14 protein-coding genes and 1 pseudogene are annotated in these 14,783 nt (G+C 71.1%); 7 read left to right on the top strand and 8 right to left on the bottom strand.

Features of this window, described 5'->3' with window-relative positions:
• Positions 1-250: 250 nt before the first annotated feature.
• On the top strand, positions 251-811 hold the full coding sequence (locus ABT093_RS21855) for a GNAT family N-acetyltransferase (RefSeq protein WP_350566676.1): 561 nt from the start codon (positions 251-253) through the stop codon (positions 809-811).
• 6 nt (positions 812-817) lie between these two features.
• Here ABT093_RS21855 and ABT093_RS21850 read toward each other — a convergent pair whose 3' ends face one another.
• On the bottom strand, positions 818-1,234 hold the full coding sequence (locus ABT093_RS21850) for a hypothetical protein (RefSeq protein WP_350566674.1): 417 nt from the start codon (positions 1,232-1,234) through the stop codon (positions 818-820).
• Positions 1,235-2,195: 961 nt separating this feature from the next.
• Here ABT093_RS21850 and ABT093_RS21845 point away from each other — a divergent pair.
• Both ABT093_RS21845 and ABT093_RS21840 read left to right on the top strand, forming a co-directional pair.
• On the top strand, positions 2,196-2,333 hold the full coding sequence (locus ABT093_RS21845) for a hypothetical protein (RefSeq protein WP_350566673.1): 138 nt from the start codon (positions 2,196-2,198) through the stop codon (positions 2,331-2,333).
• A gap of 177 nt (positions 2,334-2,510) precedes the next feature.
• Positions 2,511-2,879: a hypothetical protein gene (locus tag ABT093_RS21840; RefSeq protein WP_350566671.1), complete on the top strand. Its 369-nt coding sequence runs from the start codon at positions 2,511-2,513 to the stop codon at positions 2,877-2,879.
• A 527-nt stretch (positions 2,880-3,406) separates the two neighbouring features.
• On the opposite strand, the pseudogene ABT093_RS21835 reads toward ABT093_RS21840, so the two are convergent.
• Both ABT093_RS21835 and ABT093_RS21830 read right to left on the bottom strand, forming a co-directional pair.
• Positions 3,407-4,508: pseudogene (locus ABT093_RS21835) on the bottom strand (IS701 family transposase); the annotation flags it as partial.
• 36 nt (positions 4,509-4,544) lie between these two features.
• Entirely contained in the window at positions 4,545-4,961 is a 417-nt protein-coding gene (locus ABT093_RS21830) for a DUF5958 family protein (RefSeq protein ID WP_350566669.1), read from the bottom strand.
• Positions 4,962-5,239: 278 nt separating this feature from the next.
• Here ABT093_RS21830 and ABT093_RS21825 point away from each other — a divergent pair, with 278 nt between their 5' ends.
• Positions 5,240-5,989: a transposase family protein gene (locus ABT093_RS21825; RefSeq protein WP_350566684.1), complete on the top strand. Its 750-nt coding sequence runs from the start codon at positions 5,240-5,242 to the stop codon at positions 5,987-5,989.
• Positions 5,990-6,055: 66 nt separating this feature from the next.
• On the opposite strand, the gene ABT093_RS21820 is transcribed toward ABT093_RS21825, so the two are convergent.
• From ABT093_RS21820 to ABT093_RS21810, 3 genes are all read right to left on the bottom strand, one after another.
• A complete protein-coding gene (locus tag ABT093_RS21820) occupies positions 6,056-6,595 on the bottom strand; it encodes an SMI1/KNR4 family protein (RefSeq protein WP_350566682.1) in 540 nt (179 codons plus the stop codon).
• Positions 6,596-6,943: 348 nt separating this feature from the next.
• Positions 6,944-7,630: a class I SAM-dependent methyltransferase gene (locus tag ABT093_RS21815; RefSeq protein ID WP_350566668.1), complete on the bottom strand. Its 687-nt coding sequence runs from the start codon at positions 7,628-7,630 to the stop codon at positions 6,944-6,946.
• Between the two features lie 1,292 nt (positions 7,631-8,922).
• Entirely contained in the window at positions 8,923-10,038 is a 1,116-nt protein-coding gene (locus ABT093_RS21810; protein ID WP_350566666.1) for an FAD-dependent oxidoreductase, read from the bottom strand.
• Between the two features lie 82 nt (positions 10,039-10,120).
• On the opposite strand from ABT093_RS21810, the gene ABT093_RS21805 reads away from it, so the two are divergent.
• Together ABT093_RS21805 and ABT093_RS21800 are read left to right on the top strand one after the other, a co-directional pair.
• Positions 10,121-10,801, top strand: coding sequence for a TetR/AcrR family transcriptional regulator (locus tag ABT093_RS21805; RefSeq protein WP_350566664.1), 681 nt, complete (start codon positions 10,121-10,123; stop codon positions 10,799-10,801).
• Positions 10,802-11,857: 1,056 nt separating this feature from the next.
• Positions 11,858-12,427 (top strand): hypothetical protein, encoded by a 570-nt coding sequence (locus ABT093_RS21800; protein ID WP_350566662.1) that lies wholly within the window; start codon positions 11,858-11,860, stop codon positions 12,425-12,427.
• Here ABT093_RS21800 and ABT093_RS21795 read toward each other — a convergent pair.
• The gene (locus ABT093_RS21795; RefSeq protein ID WP_350566660.1) at positions 12,414-13,046 is read right to left on the bottom strand and encodes a class I SAM-dependent methyltransferase; all 633 of its coding nucleotides are present in this window, start codon (positions 13,044-13,046) and stop codon (positions 12,414-12,416) included. The genes ABT093_RS21800 and ABT093_RS21795 overlap by 14 nt on opposite strands.
• A 131-nt stretch (positions 13,047-13,177) precedes the next feature.
• Positions 13,178-13,417, bottom strand: a complete 240-nt coding sequence (locus ABT093_RS21790) for a hypothetical protein (protein WP_350566658.1) — start codon at positions 13,415-13,417, stop codon at positions 13,178-13,180.
• A 419-nt stretch (positions 13,418-13,836) separates the two neighbouring features.
• Between ABT093_RS21790 and ABT093_RS21785 the strand changes: the two genes are divergently transcribed.
• The gene (locus ABT093_RS21785; protein WP_350566656.1) at positions 13,837-14,544 is read left to right on the top strand and encodes a hypothetical protein; all 708 of its coding nucleotides are present in this window, start codon (positions 13,837-13,839) and stop codon (positions 14,542-14,544) included.
• Positions 14,545-14,783 lie beyond the last annotated feature (239 nt).

Raw genomic sequence — 14,783 nt, 5'->3', positions numbered from 1 at the left:
CGTCACGTCAAAACGCGCCACGCCCCCGAGTTCTACCAGACACACCAGCCCGCCATCAGGGCCAGGCCAAGATCCGAACCTTGAACAGCTCCTAGCGTCCGACACCCGGGTCCGCCGTCGTGGCCGGCCTCCGCACCGACCACGACGGCGACCGTCAACCGTTCGCCGCCGCACCGGCCTTCGAGCGCTCCCGGCGACGGCTCGGCCAATCGTGTTGCCGACGGCGGGACCCACCCGCAATGCTCCTGGCATGGACCTTCCACAGCAGGTGATCGAACTGGACGACCTGACGCTGCGCCGCTTCAACGGCGAGGCGGACCTTCCGGAGTTCTTCCGGGTCATCGAGGAGTCACTGGATCACCTGCGCCCGTGGATGGCCTGGGTCACCGAGCACAGCCTGGCCAGGACCGCCGAGTTCCTCGCTCGCCGCCCGGAACTCTGGGCCGGCGGCGAGGCGTTCAGCTACGCGATCGTGGCCGACGGGGCGATCGTCGGTCTCTGCATGCTGTCCCGCCCCCCGGGGACCTCGGACAACGGCCGCGAGATCGGCTACTGGCTGCACCCCGCCGCCACCGGCCGGGGCCTGGCCACCCGGGCCACCCGCGCCCTGGTCGAACAGGCCTTCCGCCTCCCCGGCGTCGACTACGTCGAGATCGTCCACGACCCGGCCAACCTCCCAAGCGCCGCCATCCCGGCCCGCCTCGGATTCACCGAACACCGCCGCCGCCCCGCCGAACACCCCGCCCCGGCCGGAACCGGCGTGGACCAGATCTGGCGGCTCACCCGCACCCAGGGAACCCCCTCGGATTGACGGGACTCACTCCCCCTCGTAGTACCGGTCGTAGCCGGCCGAACGTTCCTCCACCGAGAACCCCTCGAACGCGCCCTCCGATTCGAGCTCGCGAAGGCGGTCGAGCACCGCCGGCGCAGTCGGGGAAGGATGAGCCGAGAGGTGGGCCTTCGTCGCCTCGATTCCACGACCGAGAAGCAGCTCGATGTCGATCGAGCACGCCGCGTCGAAGCTGGACTCCTTCGCGCTCCAGACGAGGAGGGCGTCGTCGAGGTCACCACTGTTGAACAGCTGGACGCAACAGAGCTTCATCAGCTCGGTGTCGCCTTCGCCTTGAGCACGCCGCTCACGTTCCGTGTGCTCCCTGAGCAGCCCGCGGATCTCGTCGAGCTGCCCGCGAGCGGGGCGCAGCCCGAAGCGGCGCAGGCTCTCCTCGCCATCCATCGGTGGCCTCCCTTGATCGTCCAGCACCCGCCGCGACCAATCCTCCCTCAACGCCCCCTGCGCCAGCAGACCGTCTCGCGTCACCGCAGAACACCCCACCGACCACACACGAAGAGCGGCCACCCACCCACCCCGCCCCGCCCCACCGAACGCTGAACCGCTCGCACCGCGCAGGAAGTCGGCCACTCCGACTTCCTGCGCGCCGGATACCGCCCCTCACCCCAGCCGGCCCTCGATAGACTCCTCCAGCATCCACCATGAAGCACCCCAAAGGCCCGATATGCCCGAATCCCAACAAGTTGCAGAATCCCGCCCCACCGCCCGATAAACCCGCAGCTCACGAACTCTGCTCCCCGCGCGTGCGGGGATGGTCCCTTCGCCGGCCTGCTGTCCGAGCGGACGCTGGCCTGCTTCCCGCGCGTGCGGGGATGGTCCTGTCCGTCCTGGCGGGCCTCCTGGGCCGCCACGCCCAGAGCGTCCTCGTCCAAGTCCTCGGATGCCGCCTCCCGCCGCGCGGCCACCAGCCGCTGATGGCCGACCAGCACGCGCTGCAGGTCGGCGTCGACCGACTCCCGGGCCCAAGGAAGCGGGGACCACGACGGCGAAGGCCCGACCAACGACGCCCGGCGCCAACCCGGTGCCGCTGCGCCGTGGGCGGGGAGAGGAGGTGCTGCTCACCCCTGCTCCAACGCCGCCGCGCCCACGTTCGTCACCCCGGCCTCCGAACCGGCAGCGCGGCGCCGTCACACAGCCGTGGCAACCCGTTCTCCGACGGCCCCGCCACGGCTCGCGGCGGCGCCCAGAGTCGCCGGCGGCCCACCCGAAGCCGGCCACGCTTTCCGCCGCCTCTCAAGAGCGACTCCATCCCGCACCCCGTCCCGCCGCCCGCCAAGTGACCGGACAGCGTGCAGGCTCCCACAGACCATAGACACCAGTCGTCACATACCGTCAGCATGACTGCGTGATCGCGTTGATTACCGCCATTGCCGGAGTGCTCAGCAGCCTGACGGCACTTTGGATCAGCCTTGCCGATCGCCGTCGCACGGTCGCAAAGGAGAAGCGGGACGGCCGCCGAGGCGGCCAGGCGTGCTGCGGCTGAGGAAGCGGCCGAACAGCAGAACCTGCGGGCAATCGCGGCGCGCGAGGAGATGGCCCAGGCCGCACCCGTCCACGCGAGAGTCATCAGGCGGCTCGCGGGGGCGAACCCGGCCGCCGCCCCGGATGCCTGGCTGGTGAGGTCTCCAACGGCGCCCCACTGCCGATCACGGATGTCCACGTGATCTACACCCGCGAAGCCGCGACCAGCACCATGGAACCCTTCGACCTGCAGGCCCACAGCACACGGAACATCCAACTGCCCGCAGAAGGAACGCCGCCCCGGCTGGCCGAGCTCGCCGTCGAGTTCACCGACGCCGCGGGCCGCCGTTGGCAACGCCGCCTGACCGGCGGTCTCCACCTGGGCACCCTCCAGAGCGACGGCACCCACCAGTGGGACGCTCCCCGCTTCCCCACCTTCCCGACCGACGCGCCCGGTGGCGGGGGGAGTCTCGCGGCGTCCGCGAGCTCCGGAGGAAGCAGTTGCTTCCTCCCGGTTCTCCTGGCCCTCGTCGCCGTCGGCTCCTTGCTGTACGTCCTGCTCCGATAGCGCCCGCTGGGCCCGTGTACGGCGCGCCCACAACGGGCAGGCGGTACCTCCAGCCGACCTTGCGACATTTCCCCAGATCAGTCCCAAGATTCTGGGCGCCCGGGCATGCCGACACCCCTCTCTCCCTTACCTTCTTCGAGCTGTTGGTGGCTGGTGGTGCAGTTGGGTAGGGCGGGCTCGGGTTCACGCCGGGTCCAGTGCTGCCCCACCCCGCTCCAGGGCCGCCGTGGCGCTCCCCCTCCCCGGCCGGAGTGTCCGGGCGCCTCCCAGTGGTCGGCGCGAAACGGGAGCCGGTGGCGAGCGGCGGGCGCGTGGGTGGGTGGGGCGTCCTGGTGTCGGTAGTGGCAGCTTCTGGCCTGTGCCTGGTGGAGTCTGCGCCAGGTTGGCCAGGCCAGAAGGCGGTGCGGAGGTGCGGTCGGCCGTCCGAACAGCGTGCCGATGAGGTGGCGGATCTCCGGGATGGTCAGGTCGATCGGGTCGCTGCTGCGGACTGGACGGTTCGGGTCCGTGGTGCCCTGGTTGGGCTTCGCACTGACGGCGACGGCGGCGAGGAAGGCCAGCGCGAGCATGGCCAGGGTGATGTGGCGGTGCCAAGAGGTCCAGTGGCGGACCTGGTAGTGGTCCAGGCCAACCTGGCCTTGTGCGGCTTGGAAGCACTCTTCTGTGCACCACCTGGTCCAGGCGACGCGCACCAGCGCGGACAGGGCCACCTCACCCGGACCAGCACAGATGGAAGGCGAGTTCGCCGGTTGCGGGGTTGTGGCGGATCAGCAGGCACCGGTTCTTGTCCGCTCCGGTCTGCACCCACGCCCAGTCGTAGTAGCGCGGGCCCTTCGCGCCGGCGCCGGCGCTCTGCCTGTGCCAGGTGTCCCGGGGCAGTGACGCGGCCACGGTGACGGCCTTGACCACTGTGCGGTTCTCGTTGATCCTCACCTTGGTGGTGCAGGCGACCGCCAGGACGTAGCCGATCCCGCGTGCCTCCAGGACGGAGCGAAGCTGGGGGTCCTGGCCGCAGACCTCATCGCCGGTCACCCACGAGGAGGAGCACCCGGCATCCAGGACCGCTTCGATCATCTGCGATGCCAGGCGGGACTTGGTGGCGAACTCCACCTGCTCGTGAACCGCGGAGCCCGACCGGCGATCGGGATCCCGGCACCAGGTGTGCTCGGGAAGGTGGAGCCGACGGTCGATCAGGGCCCGCCCCCGCGAGGATGCGTAGGCGAGGAACACGCCGACCCGGGCATTCTCGATCCGACCGGCAGTGCCGGTGTACTACCGCTGTACGCCCGCCGAACGGAGGCCCTTTTTCAAGAACCCTGTCTCGTCCACAACCAACACCCCGTCACCGCCGAGGTGGGCCAGCTCAGAGGAACGGACCTCGTCGCGCACCCCGTCGGCGTCCCAGCGTGCGCTTCGCAGCAGCCGCTGCATCGCGCCGGGGCGGGCATGGCCGGCCTCCTCGGCCAGCTGCCAGCAGTTCTCGCGTTCGACGCCCGACAGCAATCCGAGGACGAACGCCCGTGCCGTCACCCTCGGTTCCACTCGGCGGAACCGGCCCGCGAGGCGGGCCGTGGCCTGGTCGAGCATCGCCCGCCAGCGGGCAGGGTCTGCGCCATGGCCCGCGGCCATGGCGCCATCTTCAGAAGCTCACACAACCTCTGATGATCACGCGGTGGCCGCTTCCGTATCGGCCCCTGCCGCCAACCGGTGCCATGCATGGGTGCATCCGCCGGCGCAGAACCGCTCCCGGCAGCGCTTGTCCGCCACCCCCAGTAGCGCGACCAGCAACCGAAGCGCCTTCACGCGCTCGTGCTGCGGCAGATTGATGATCTTTGTCAGCTGCCCGGCCAACTGTCCACGCGTGATCAGCACCGCCGGGGTGTGCGTCGGCCGGATACCGGCGAGTCGCATGCCCTCGGGCCCATCCTCCACCGTCGCGCGCGCCTGAAGGCCGTGCCCGCCCAGATCCCGCAGGACCTCGAACTGGTCCTCGGAGGGGAGGGCTTCGAACCACTCGACACCCTGCCCGAGCGGGCGCAGGCCCCGCGCGAGTTCGTTCAACATGACCGTGCGCTCGTCCATCCGCCCACCTCCGTGACTCGGCTGAGGCCAGAAGGTCCCGTGGGTCATCGAACCAGATCGCGAAGTATGACTGGAGTACTAAAGAACGCCTGCAAAGATCAGATCCAGTGAAGCTCAAGCGGCTGGTCGAACACGGGATCCTGGTCGAGACCGAGCACGGGTTGCTCATCCAGCCCCTTCCCCGGATCGGGTGACGGGCCAGCGTCCCGTAGCACACGAGGCTCCCGTGCCGTTGAGAGATGTGCTCGACGTCTCAATTCATCAGCACAGGTGCCTCGTTGGTTCCCCGTCCTGCCGCACTCGACTTGCCGCACGCTCTGGTCGAGTGGGTATCCATGCTCATCGTCACCCGTGAGGGTGACCGACGCTGCAAACTGCCGCCTCACCAGCGTGCTCTCGTCGGCCTGGTCTACCTGCGCCGGCACGACACGCTCGCACAGATCGCCGCCGGATTCGGCATATCCGTGGGGACCGCCCACACCTACGTCACGGCCGTCGTCGGCCACCTGTCCCGCCAAGCACCCGGCCTCCTGCGGGTCCTGCGCGAGACCGACCCGGACTACGTCCTGCTCGACGGGACGCTCGCCGAGTGCGACCGGGTCGGCGACAGTCGGGCCGACTTCTCCCAGAAGCACCGCCGTCACGGCGTGAACGTGCAGGTCGTGGCCGATCCCACCGGCAAGCTGCTGTGGATCTCACCCGCGCTGCCCGGCCGCACCCACGACCTGACCGCGGCCCGTGCCCACCGCATCATCCGGATCTGCGAACGCCAGGGCGTCCCCGTGCTCGCCGACCGTGCCTACATCGGGGCCGGCTCCTGGATGACCACACCCATCAGTCGGCTTCCCGGCCGGGACCTCACCACGACCCAGCGGACAATCAACCGAGCCTTGTCAGCGGCACGAGCAACGGTCGAACGAAGCATCGCTCGACTCAAGTCCTGGCAGATCCTCCGCCGGGCCCGCTGCAGCCCCAACCGGATGACCGTCATCGCCGCAGCCGTCCTCACGCTGGAACGCCATCGCTGACGAGGCTCATTGTCGTTCCAAGGTGAGGGCGGCCTGGCAATGGCCGTCATCCGGTTGAGGACCGTCTCACGACCAGACAAGTCGGCCTTCGGTGAACCGACAGACCGGGGAGCTTCCACCAGCGATCCTCGTCAGCGTCTCTGCCACGGAGTCGAAGTACCGGGCCATCGACTCGTACTCGCCCGTGACCGTGATCTCACCCACGAACCAGCTGCCGACACGCCCGTCCCGCACATCGATGAACTTTCCCCTCCAGCCGTCCTGGTCGGACAGGAACGGGATCCACTCGTTACGCCAGAACGGATAGTCCGGCTGGTCCGGAGGGTCGAATCCACAGGACGTCGAGCGGTTCGCATAAAGCCTCTCCATCGCCCGGATACCCAGAAAGAAGCTTCCCTCGTCGGGGAACCCGTCGAAGCCGCAGCACATCACGTCGTCGTCGACGTCTTCCACCGGCAGATCCGGATTGTTCTGCAACAGCCACGTCCGCAGGTCCCCATGCAGGGAGATCCCCATCCGCTCTTCGGCTGCCGCGAGCATCTGCTCCGTAGCGGGCCCCGGCAGATCCGCGTGATCGGCCGGCGCGTGCTCCCGAAGAAGACTCATCACACGCGACCAACTCTCAGCCACACTCATCGCCCTCTGCCCTCCCTGCAGAAATGTCTCCGTCCGACCACGCCACTGCGGAGGTTGAGAAGTACCGGCCGGAGAACCTTGCAGAGATGGTACTTGGAGCGTGTGTTCCATTCCTCCCCACGATCGTCTTCCGCCCCGAAGCGCAGGGTCGGCCCCTCAGCGAACTGCCCGCCCGCGACTTTCACAGACAAGCCACTGTGCCCGGCGGGCCCAGCCGAACAGCTTCCAGGACTCAAGCGAGGGCCACGGCGTCACCCCGGAGTGGCGAACCTGAAAACGCTCACTCTCCGAGATCAGGTGGCCGTTCTGGAGTTCTCATCAATTCAGCGCAGGCGCTTTCCAGCTCATCGCCAGTGCGAACCCCAGATCATCGAAGTGGGCTCCCGGGAAGACCGAGCCGTAGAGGGAGCGGAACTGGTCGCGGGAGAGGTACCGGTCACTGAGCAAGTGGTCGAGCCAGGGTTTGCTGTGCCAGAACCGCAGCATGAACCAGGCGTCCCGCAGACCGAGTTCGCGCACGCTGCGCGGGAACCCCCAGACCGCCGGCCAGGTGTATGCCGCTCGGGGCGGCGTCGGACAGAGATCTGAGACGTTGTCGATCAGTGCCACCGTGCCGCCAGGACGGACCAGGGACTTGAGGTGTTCCAGGCCCGCCCGGTAGTCCTCCAGGTGGTGCAGCATCGTGTGGCTGTAGACCAGGTCGAAGCCGCCCTCTTCACGTATGTCGAGTACGTTGCTCCGCACGTACCGGACGTTGTCCCTGCCGCGCTTCACGCTCGCGATGTCTAGCAAGGGCTCGCTCAGGTCGACCCCAACAACCTCTCCGAACGAGTCGGCGAGCACCTCAACAGCATGGCCCGGGCCGCATCCCGCGTCCAGGGCCCTCTTCCCTGCGAGGCCAAGGCCCGAGATCCAGGAGGTGTTCCGCCCTGGAAGCAAGCCGACGAAGCGGTCATAGTCCCGAGCAAACCTGTCAAACGACTCCGGGTTCGTGTCGGCTGCCACAGCGGGAAATCGTATCGCCTGGATCCGGCGTGCGGCGGGCCGTCACCTGAACCGAGGTCTCGACCTTCGACATCGCCGATGACCGGGCCGCCCGACCCGACCAGGTTCCCAACCGAACAAGGATGGCGCCGCCTTCGAGCGTTCACCGCAGTGACCCGCAGAACGCCGGGCAGCCGAGGCCACGACCCACGCCAGAGGCGATGGACGGCCTTCCAGCACCTCCTACACACTCCTGACAATCCCGGCCACACCCATCCCGCCATCGCAACACGCGCAACAACCAACTCATCAGGCACGTCCGACCGAACACTCCGGCGTGCACCACAAACCACCACGGCGGAAACCTCAAACCGAGGCGCCACGAACAGCCCAACGCCCCCAACCCCGACCACCACAGCCCGCACGACGAGCGCCACCTCGGCCACCCCGGGCCGACGAACGGTGGACCACTCGTACCGCGCGGGAAGTCGGCCACTCCGACTTCCTGCGCGACGGATGCCGCCCCTCACCCCAGCTGACCCTGGATAAGCTTCTCCAGCATCCACCACGCACCCCAAAGGCCTGATATGCCCGAATCCCAACAAGTTGCAGAATCCGGCCCCGCCGCCCGATAGACCCGCAGCTCACGAACTCTGCTCCCCGCGCATGCGGGGATGGTCCCGAAGGCCGCGGCCGGGGTGCTCGGCGGGGCTTTGGCGCAGTTCTTTGGATTCCGATGGGTGGTCGCGCGGGGCCGAGGGGTTTGAGCGGGTGGTGAGTTGGTGGGCGTCGCGTGGTGGGGTTGTCGTGGTGTTGGTGGCAGCAGTTCGCGTCGGGGTGCCGAGGGAGGGGCGCATGGCGCGGGGGCCGTTGGCGGTGCGTAGTTTGGGGGGCATGCTCGGCGTAGGTGGTGATGTGGGGCCGAGACTTTCCCAGTAGTCGTGGGCGAGTTGGGCGGGCGGGCAGGTGAGGGAGGTGAATTGGGGGCGCTTGGCGGGCGCCGGGGGAGGGCAGGTTGTTCACGGTGGTGGCCTTGGTCCGGAAGGTCGTTCCAGGGGCCGAGGAGGTAGGCGGCGTGCGCGCTGGGTGTCCGGCTTGCGATCCTTGCCGCAGAGCCTGACGGGCGGTCGAGTGCGTCGCCGTCGAGCCGCTGTCGGAGCCGTTCGAGCATGTGAGGGTGGGGCAGCCGCACGCTGCTCGGGTCTCGTGGGCCCGGTAGCTCGTAGAGCACGGCGCGTCGGGAATTCCGTGGTCCTGGTAGCCGTTCCCGGTTCCGGGCCCCGAGCCTGAGGTCTCGTCAAGTTTGTTGGTGGTCAGGCGGGTTGGAAGAACGCGAGCATCTTCCGGCTGGCGTCCGGCGACGCCAGGATGTCCTGGATCTGCGCGGACTGCCGTCCGGCGGCGCTGGTGCGTTCGAACATCTCGTGTTCGTATTCCTCGACGGCGGCCGGGAAGTCGTCCGGGTGCGCGGCGAGCGCGAGGCCGAGGAGGGCGCCGTCGAGCAGCGCCATGTTGGCGCCCTGGCCCACCGGTGGCATCAGGTGCGCGGCATCGCCGAGGAGGGTGACGCTTGGTGTCGACGGCCAGGTCAGGCCGACCGGGAGGGTGGTGATCGGCCGCGGCAGGATCGTGCCGTCGCAGGCGGCGATCAGTGCGGTGAACCGCGGGTCCCAGCCGGCGAACAGGTCGATCAGCCGTGCCCGGGCGGCGGCCGGGGCGTCGAACGGGATGCCGCTGGTGGCGAGCCAGTCCTCGGCGGTGTCGTAGAAGCTGAGGTAGACGCGTACGCGGCCGTCCCCGTTCCGCTGCGCCGCGAGGGACTGCCGGTTGCCGAGCACCCAGTAGTTGCCGCGCCCGACCATCGCCGCGAGGTCGGGGTGCGTGTGGTCGATGTCGGGGATGCCGAGCTCGACGACGTTCTGGCCGGTGTGGGTCGGCCGGGCATCGGTGAGCAGTGCGCGGACCCGGGAGTCCGCCCCGTCGGCGCCGACCAGCAGGTCGTACGTCGCTGAGCCGCCGTCGGCGAAGCGCAGGTGCCCGCTGTCGGCGGACTCGAACGCGCACCCCCAGCGAACCGTGCGGTCCGGGAGGGAGTCCAGCAGGAGGTTGCGCAGATCGGCGCGGTCGACCTCGGGCCGGTCGAGCGGAGCGTCGTCGGGCGTGTCCTCCTGGAGCAGCAGGGTGCCGTCCGGTTCGAGGAGACGCAGGTCCTGGCCTTGACGTCGGGCGATCGCGTGGAACCGGTCGATCAGGCCGGCCTTGCGCATGGCCTGTTGGCCGGTCCCGGCGTGCAGGTCGAGCATGCCGCCCTGAGCGCGCGCACCGCGCGAGGATTCGCGTTCGTAGACGACGGCGTCGATGCCGTTCACGTGGAGCACACGGGCGAGGAGCAAGCCGCCTAAGCCGGCTCCGACGATGGCGATGGTCATGGCTACCCCGATTCACCGTATTGGTCGATACACCGTATCGAGCGAGGTCACTGTAACAGGGAGGCGGGGTATTGTCGTCGGCATGTTGGTATGGGAGCGGCCGGAGCCGTCGGATCGACCGGTGCCCGCCCCGCTGAGCCGGGAGCGGATCGTTCGAACGGCGATCCGACTGGCGGACGCGGACGGCCTGGAGGCGGTGTCGCTGCGCAAGGTGGCCGCCGCGCTCGACGTCGGGCCGATGCGGCTGTACGGCTACATCGCCACCAAGGACGAGTTGCTCGACCTGATGGTCGACACCGTCCACGCCGAGATCCGACCGACCGGTGACGGCTGGCGGGAGGTCCTGCGCTCGCTGGCCGAAGCCACCCGGCAAGCCGCCCACCGGCACGAGTGGTTCGCCGACCTGATCGGTGGACGGCCGCAGCTCGGGCCGCACACGCTGGCCAGCGGGGAGGCGGTGGTGGCCGCGATGGGCGGCGTCGCCCTGGACGTCGCCGTGCCGGCGATCGGAGCGGTCAACGCGTACGTGATCGGCGCGGTGCGCCGGGAGATCACCGAGCGGCGCGCCGAGCGGTCCACCGGGATGGACAAGGCGCAGTGGCAGGCCGCCTTCGGGCCCTATCTGCAGCGGACGTTCGCAACCGGCCGCTTCCCCGCGCTCGCCACGGTCGTACGCGACGGCCCGCATCTGGACCCCGACGAGACCTTCCGGACCGGCCTCGACTTCCTCCTCGACGGCATCGCGGCCCGCATCTCAACCTGAGGCCCGAGCATGGGAGCAGAAGAACTCAGCCCGTGACACCCACTCAGCGACGCCACATTGCAGCGACGAACCCCGCACCGGAGCACGGAAGCCAGGCGATCACCCTGGACCATGTGCCGAGCAACTACATCGACACCCTGGGGCATGAGGAGAACGCCTTCTTCCCCCGCACGTTGGGGAACAGAGCAGTCCGTTCCCCAACTGCCCGATTGGCGCCCGCATGGGGGAACAGCTGAGATCTGCTTTGTAAGAGCAGCGCTCTTGGGAACCATCCCCGCGGCGCGGGGAGCAGAGCTTCTCCCACCGCAGCGCGCCAGGGGAGACGGGACTATCCCCGCGGGCGCGGGGAGCAGCGTCCAGCTCCCCGGTGCGCGCCATCCGGACCAGGGACCATCCCCGCGGGCGCGGGGAGCAGAGTTCGTGAGCTGCGGGTTCATGGGGCGATGGGGCGGGATTCTGCAACTTGTTGAGAGTCGGGCATATCGGGCATTTGGCGTGCTTCGCAGCGGGTGTGGGAGAAGCCTATCCGGGTTCGGGGTGGCCGGCGTGGGTCAGTTGTGGTGAATGCGGTGTTCGGCGGTTGGGTGGGCGGTCCATGCGGGCAAGGGTCGGGGGCGGGCGGGTTCCAGGCGCGGGCGTAGAGAACTTGACGATGCGTCGACAGCTGTGGGAGTTCATCGCCGGGTCCCCCGTCGCCCGCTGCGGCATACTGTGCCGCGAGTGATGCGGCCGGGGGGTCGGTCGCGACACGCTGGGGGACGCTTCGTTCGCCGCTACCTGGACTCCCTGTTGGTGACGGGCGCGGACGCGGTCGGCGGTGCGGGGGAAGCGGCGCGCGGGAGCCACTCGTGGTGGCGGCGGTACCTGGCCGCCCTCGTCGACGTGCGGTTGACGACGGGCGGCCCCTGGCTCCGCCCACGCCCTGATCGCGTGCCCCGCCGTCGGAGCTCCGGTCGTCTGCACACGCACGTCCACGCGTCCGGGAACGCGTCTGCGGGGATCCGGACCCCTGCCAGACCGCGCTCGTTCGGCCTCCGCAGGCTGGTGGGCGCCGCCATGGCGTTCTTCGTGGTCTCGGGATTGGCCTACGGCCTGGTGGGCCAGAGCGCCGACGTGGCGTCCCCGCCGCCGGGGACCGGTAGCGGGGACAGACCGCCGCTCCCCACGGCGACGTACCCGACGTTCGCGCCGACGACCGCCGGTGCGCGGCCGGCGGCGTGCACCGGCGCCGCCTGGAGCCTCATCGTCAGCGTGAAGTTCGGCGTGGCGATCGGGATGGCGAAGGACGACCTGTCCGCCGACAATCCCGTCGGACTGGGCGGCGCCTCCGAGTTCGGCCGGGTCAGCGCACCCGGGCCGTTCGGCACCACCATGTACGGCGCGTGCGATGAACACGGGCCCCGGCTCACCTCGGACCGGACCGGGCCGGTACGGCTCGGTTCCGAGGACCGGGCCTCCGCCAGTGGCTTCTGGCACGTCCAGCCGGCGGCGGGAGGGACGGGCTACACGATGCGTGACGTCGTCACCGGGCGCTGCCCGCGGGCCAACGGCGTGAACGCCGCCGTCACCATGGCCGAGTGCCGGCCGGACGACCCGGCGCAGCTGTGGAGCTTCAGCGCTGGTTGACGTCCGAGAGGACCAGGACGGTCCAGTGGACGTCGGAGCGGCCGTGCAGGTCGGGGCGTTCGGTGTGCAGCACGGGGCGCAGGCCCCAGGCGCGGGCGAGGGCGAGCGTCTCCTCGGCCGGGGCGTCGTACATCCGGCGGCCCGGCGGGACGGGGCCGTGGCGCAGCGAGAGGAAGAGCCGGCCGGCGGGGGCGAGCAGGCGGGTGAGGGCGTCCATGGCCGGCGGGCGCTCGTCGGGGCGCAGGTGCATCCAGACGGCGGTCAGCAGGACGACGTCGAAGCGTGCGCCCGCCGCGCCGAGGCGGGGCAGGGCGGGCAGGGCGTCGTCCACCCAGCGCACGCCGGCGGCGGCGTGCAGGTGCTCGCCGATCCGGCGCAGTTCGGCGGTGGGCTCGGCGGCGACGACGCGGTGGCCGAGGGCGGCCAGCGCGGCGGCGTCGCGCCCGCTGCCGGCGCCGATGTCGAGGACGTCGGCGGGCCGGGTCGGGAACAGGTGCAGGGCCTCGCGGTGGACCTCGGCGAAGGTGACGGCCTCGTACTGCGCCGCCAGTTGTTCGGCCGCCTCGCCGTAGCCGGCGGTACCCGCCGGGCGGTCCGTGCGCGCGTCCCCCACAGCCACTCCCCCTCCACCCTCCGAAGCCGTCCGACCGGCCCACGTCCCGGCCCGCCTGCCGGCCGGCGCCGCGCGGTGTCAACCGGGGCCGTCAGCGGGCCGCGTCAACCCTACCCGGATGGGCGTCACGCCTGCGGTCAGGCCTCGCCCGGGTGCCAGGCGGGCCATTCCCAGGGGCGGTCCTCCCACCGGACGCGCACCGGGTCGCGGGGGTCGAGGTCGGGGAACAGCTGGTGGACCCTCGGTTCGAACTCCTCGGGGCCGAGCGGCTCCCAGCCGTGGCCCTCGAAGTGGACCAGCCGGTAGCGGCTGTCGGTGCGGAACTCGGCGACCTTGACGAGGGGCTGCGCGGTGCCGGAGGTGCTGTTGGTTTCCATGGACCCCAGCATGTGGCGGACCTCCGGGGAACGCACCCGGGGTACGGCAGGCAGCGTACGGGCGGGGCGCGGGCGGGCCCGGGCGCGCCCCCGGGCCCCTCTTACGGGTCATGTCCCGCCGTCGGCGCGCTCGTTGAGCACGGCGAGCAGGGGCCCCTCGGCTGTGCCGGACCGGCCCCGTTCCCGTACGACCGGGCGTCGGTGACGGGTGGGCCGCCAGCGGGCCGCCGGGGAGCCGGGGCAGGCGATGGCAGGAGGACGAGGACATGAGCGGGCATTCGGCAGGCGGCGGGGCTCCGGCGAACGGGGGTCCGCCGCCGCGCGGACCGGTGGTGGGCGGGCCGCCCAGCGGGTCGGCGGGAGGAACGGCGGGCAGAACGCGGCCGACCGGCGCGGGCACCACGAAGCCCTCCGGCGCCGTGCAGTGGCAGTGGCCCTCGCAGGCGTGGCAGCCCCCGCCGGTGCCGGCCCCGCCCGCGGCGCCCCACGAGCCACCGGCCTGGGAGGCGATGGCGGCGGCGGCCGAGGCGTCCCGCCGGCGGCGGCGCCGGATGTGGGCGGTGGGCTCGGCCGGGATGGTCGCCGGACTGGCGGCGGTGCTGGCGATGTGCGGGACCGGGCCGGGCGAGGAGTCGTCCGGGGTGGTGGCCTTCCCGGCGCCGTCCGCGGCACCTCCGCTGGCGCCGTCCCCGGCCGCGTCCCCGGCGGCCGACCGGCTGCCGGTGCCGGCCCCCTCCCCCCTGCCGCCGCCGACGACGACGGGCGGCGAGGCCGCGCGGCCCGCCACCGCGGAGGGCGGGACGGGTGAGACGAGCGCGGCGGCCGGGCCGACGGCGGGCGCGGTGTCCCGGGCCGACGGCGGGGATCACGCGGCGTCACCGCGACCGAAGACGAGCCGCTCCCCGCGCCCGGCGCCCACCCGGACGGCGGGCGCCCCTGCCGCCGCTCCCGCTCCGGCGCCCACCCCGGCGCCCGGGGCCACGCGCGCGCCTTCCCCCGCCGTCAGCGCCCCTCTGGCGGGCACTGCACCGGGAGGGGCGGACACGATCTGTGACCAGGCGGAGCGGTTCGGCCGCTGGACGGCCGGCTCCGAGCAGGCCCGCCTCTGCCACAGCATCTACGGCTGAGCGGGCGCGTCCTGTGGACCGTCGGCGGCGGCCGCCGGCAGCGACCACCCGTCGGCCCGCACCGCCGCCGCTCCACCACCCGCCGCTCCCCCGGCCGCCACGCCCCGCGCGCCGGCACCGCGTCGAGCACGGCCCGCACGGCGCCCGGTTCGCGCAGGTTCGGCGAGGCGCCGTGCGTGAACCCCACGCCACCGCAGCCCGGCGGGAACCCGCCCGGGACGAAACGGCCCGGGCCCCTC

This window comes from Kitasatospora sp. NPDC002551, assembly GCF_040296005.1.
Taxonomy (GTDB): Bacteria; Actinomycetota; Actinomycetes; order Streptomycetales; family Streptomycetaceae; genus Kitasatospora.
The sequence above is the reverse complement of the archived record's forward strand: the minus strand, read 5'-3'. Positions and strand labels throughout refer to the sequence as shown.

Coding starts and splice junctions, on each gene's coding strand:
- ABT093_RS21855 (WP_350566676.1), top strand. CDS start 251: ATGGACCTTCCACAGCAGGTGATCGAACTGGACGACCTGACGCTGCGC.
- ABT093_RS21810 (WP_350566666.1), bottom strand. CDS start 10,038: ATGACCATCGCCATCGTCGGAGCCGGCTTAGGCGGCTTGCTCCTCGCC.
- ABT093_RS21790 (WP_350566658.1), bottom strand. CDS start 13,417: ATGGAAACCAACAGCACCTCCGGCACCGCGCAGCCCCTCGTCAAGGTC.
- ABT093_RS21820 (WP_350566682.1), bottom strand. CDS start 6,595: ATGAGTCTTCTTCGGGAGCACGCGCCGGCCGATCACGCGGATCTGCCG.
- ABT093_RS21850 (WP_350566674.1), bottom strand. CDS start 1,234: ATGGATGGCGAGGAGAGCCTGCGCCGCTTCGGGCTGCGCCCCGCTCGC.
- ABT093_RS21800 (WP_350566662.1), top strand. CDS start 11,858: ATGGCGTTCTTCGTGGTCTCGGGATTGGCCTACGGCCTGGTGGGCCAG.
- ABT093_RS21830 (WP_350566669.1), bottom strand. CDS start 4,961: ATGGACGAGCGCACGGTCATGTTGAACGAACTCGCGCGGGGCCTGCGC.
- ABT093_RS21805 (WP_350566664.1), top strand. CDS start 10,121: ATGTTGGTATGGGAGCGGCCGGAGCCGTCGGATCGACCGGTGCCCGCC.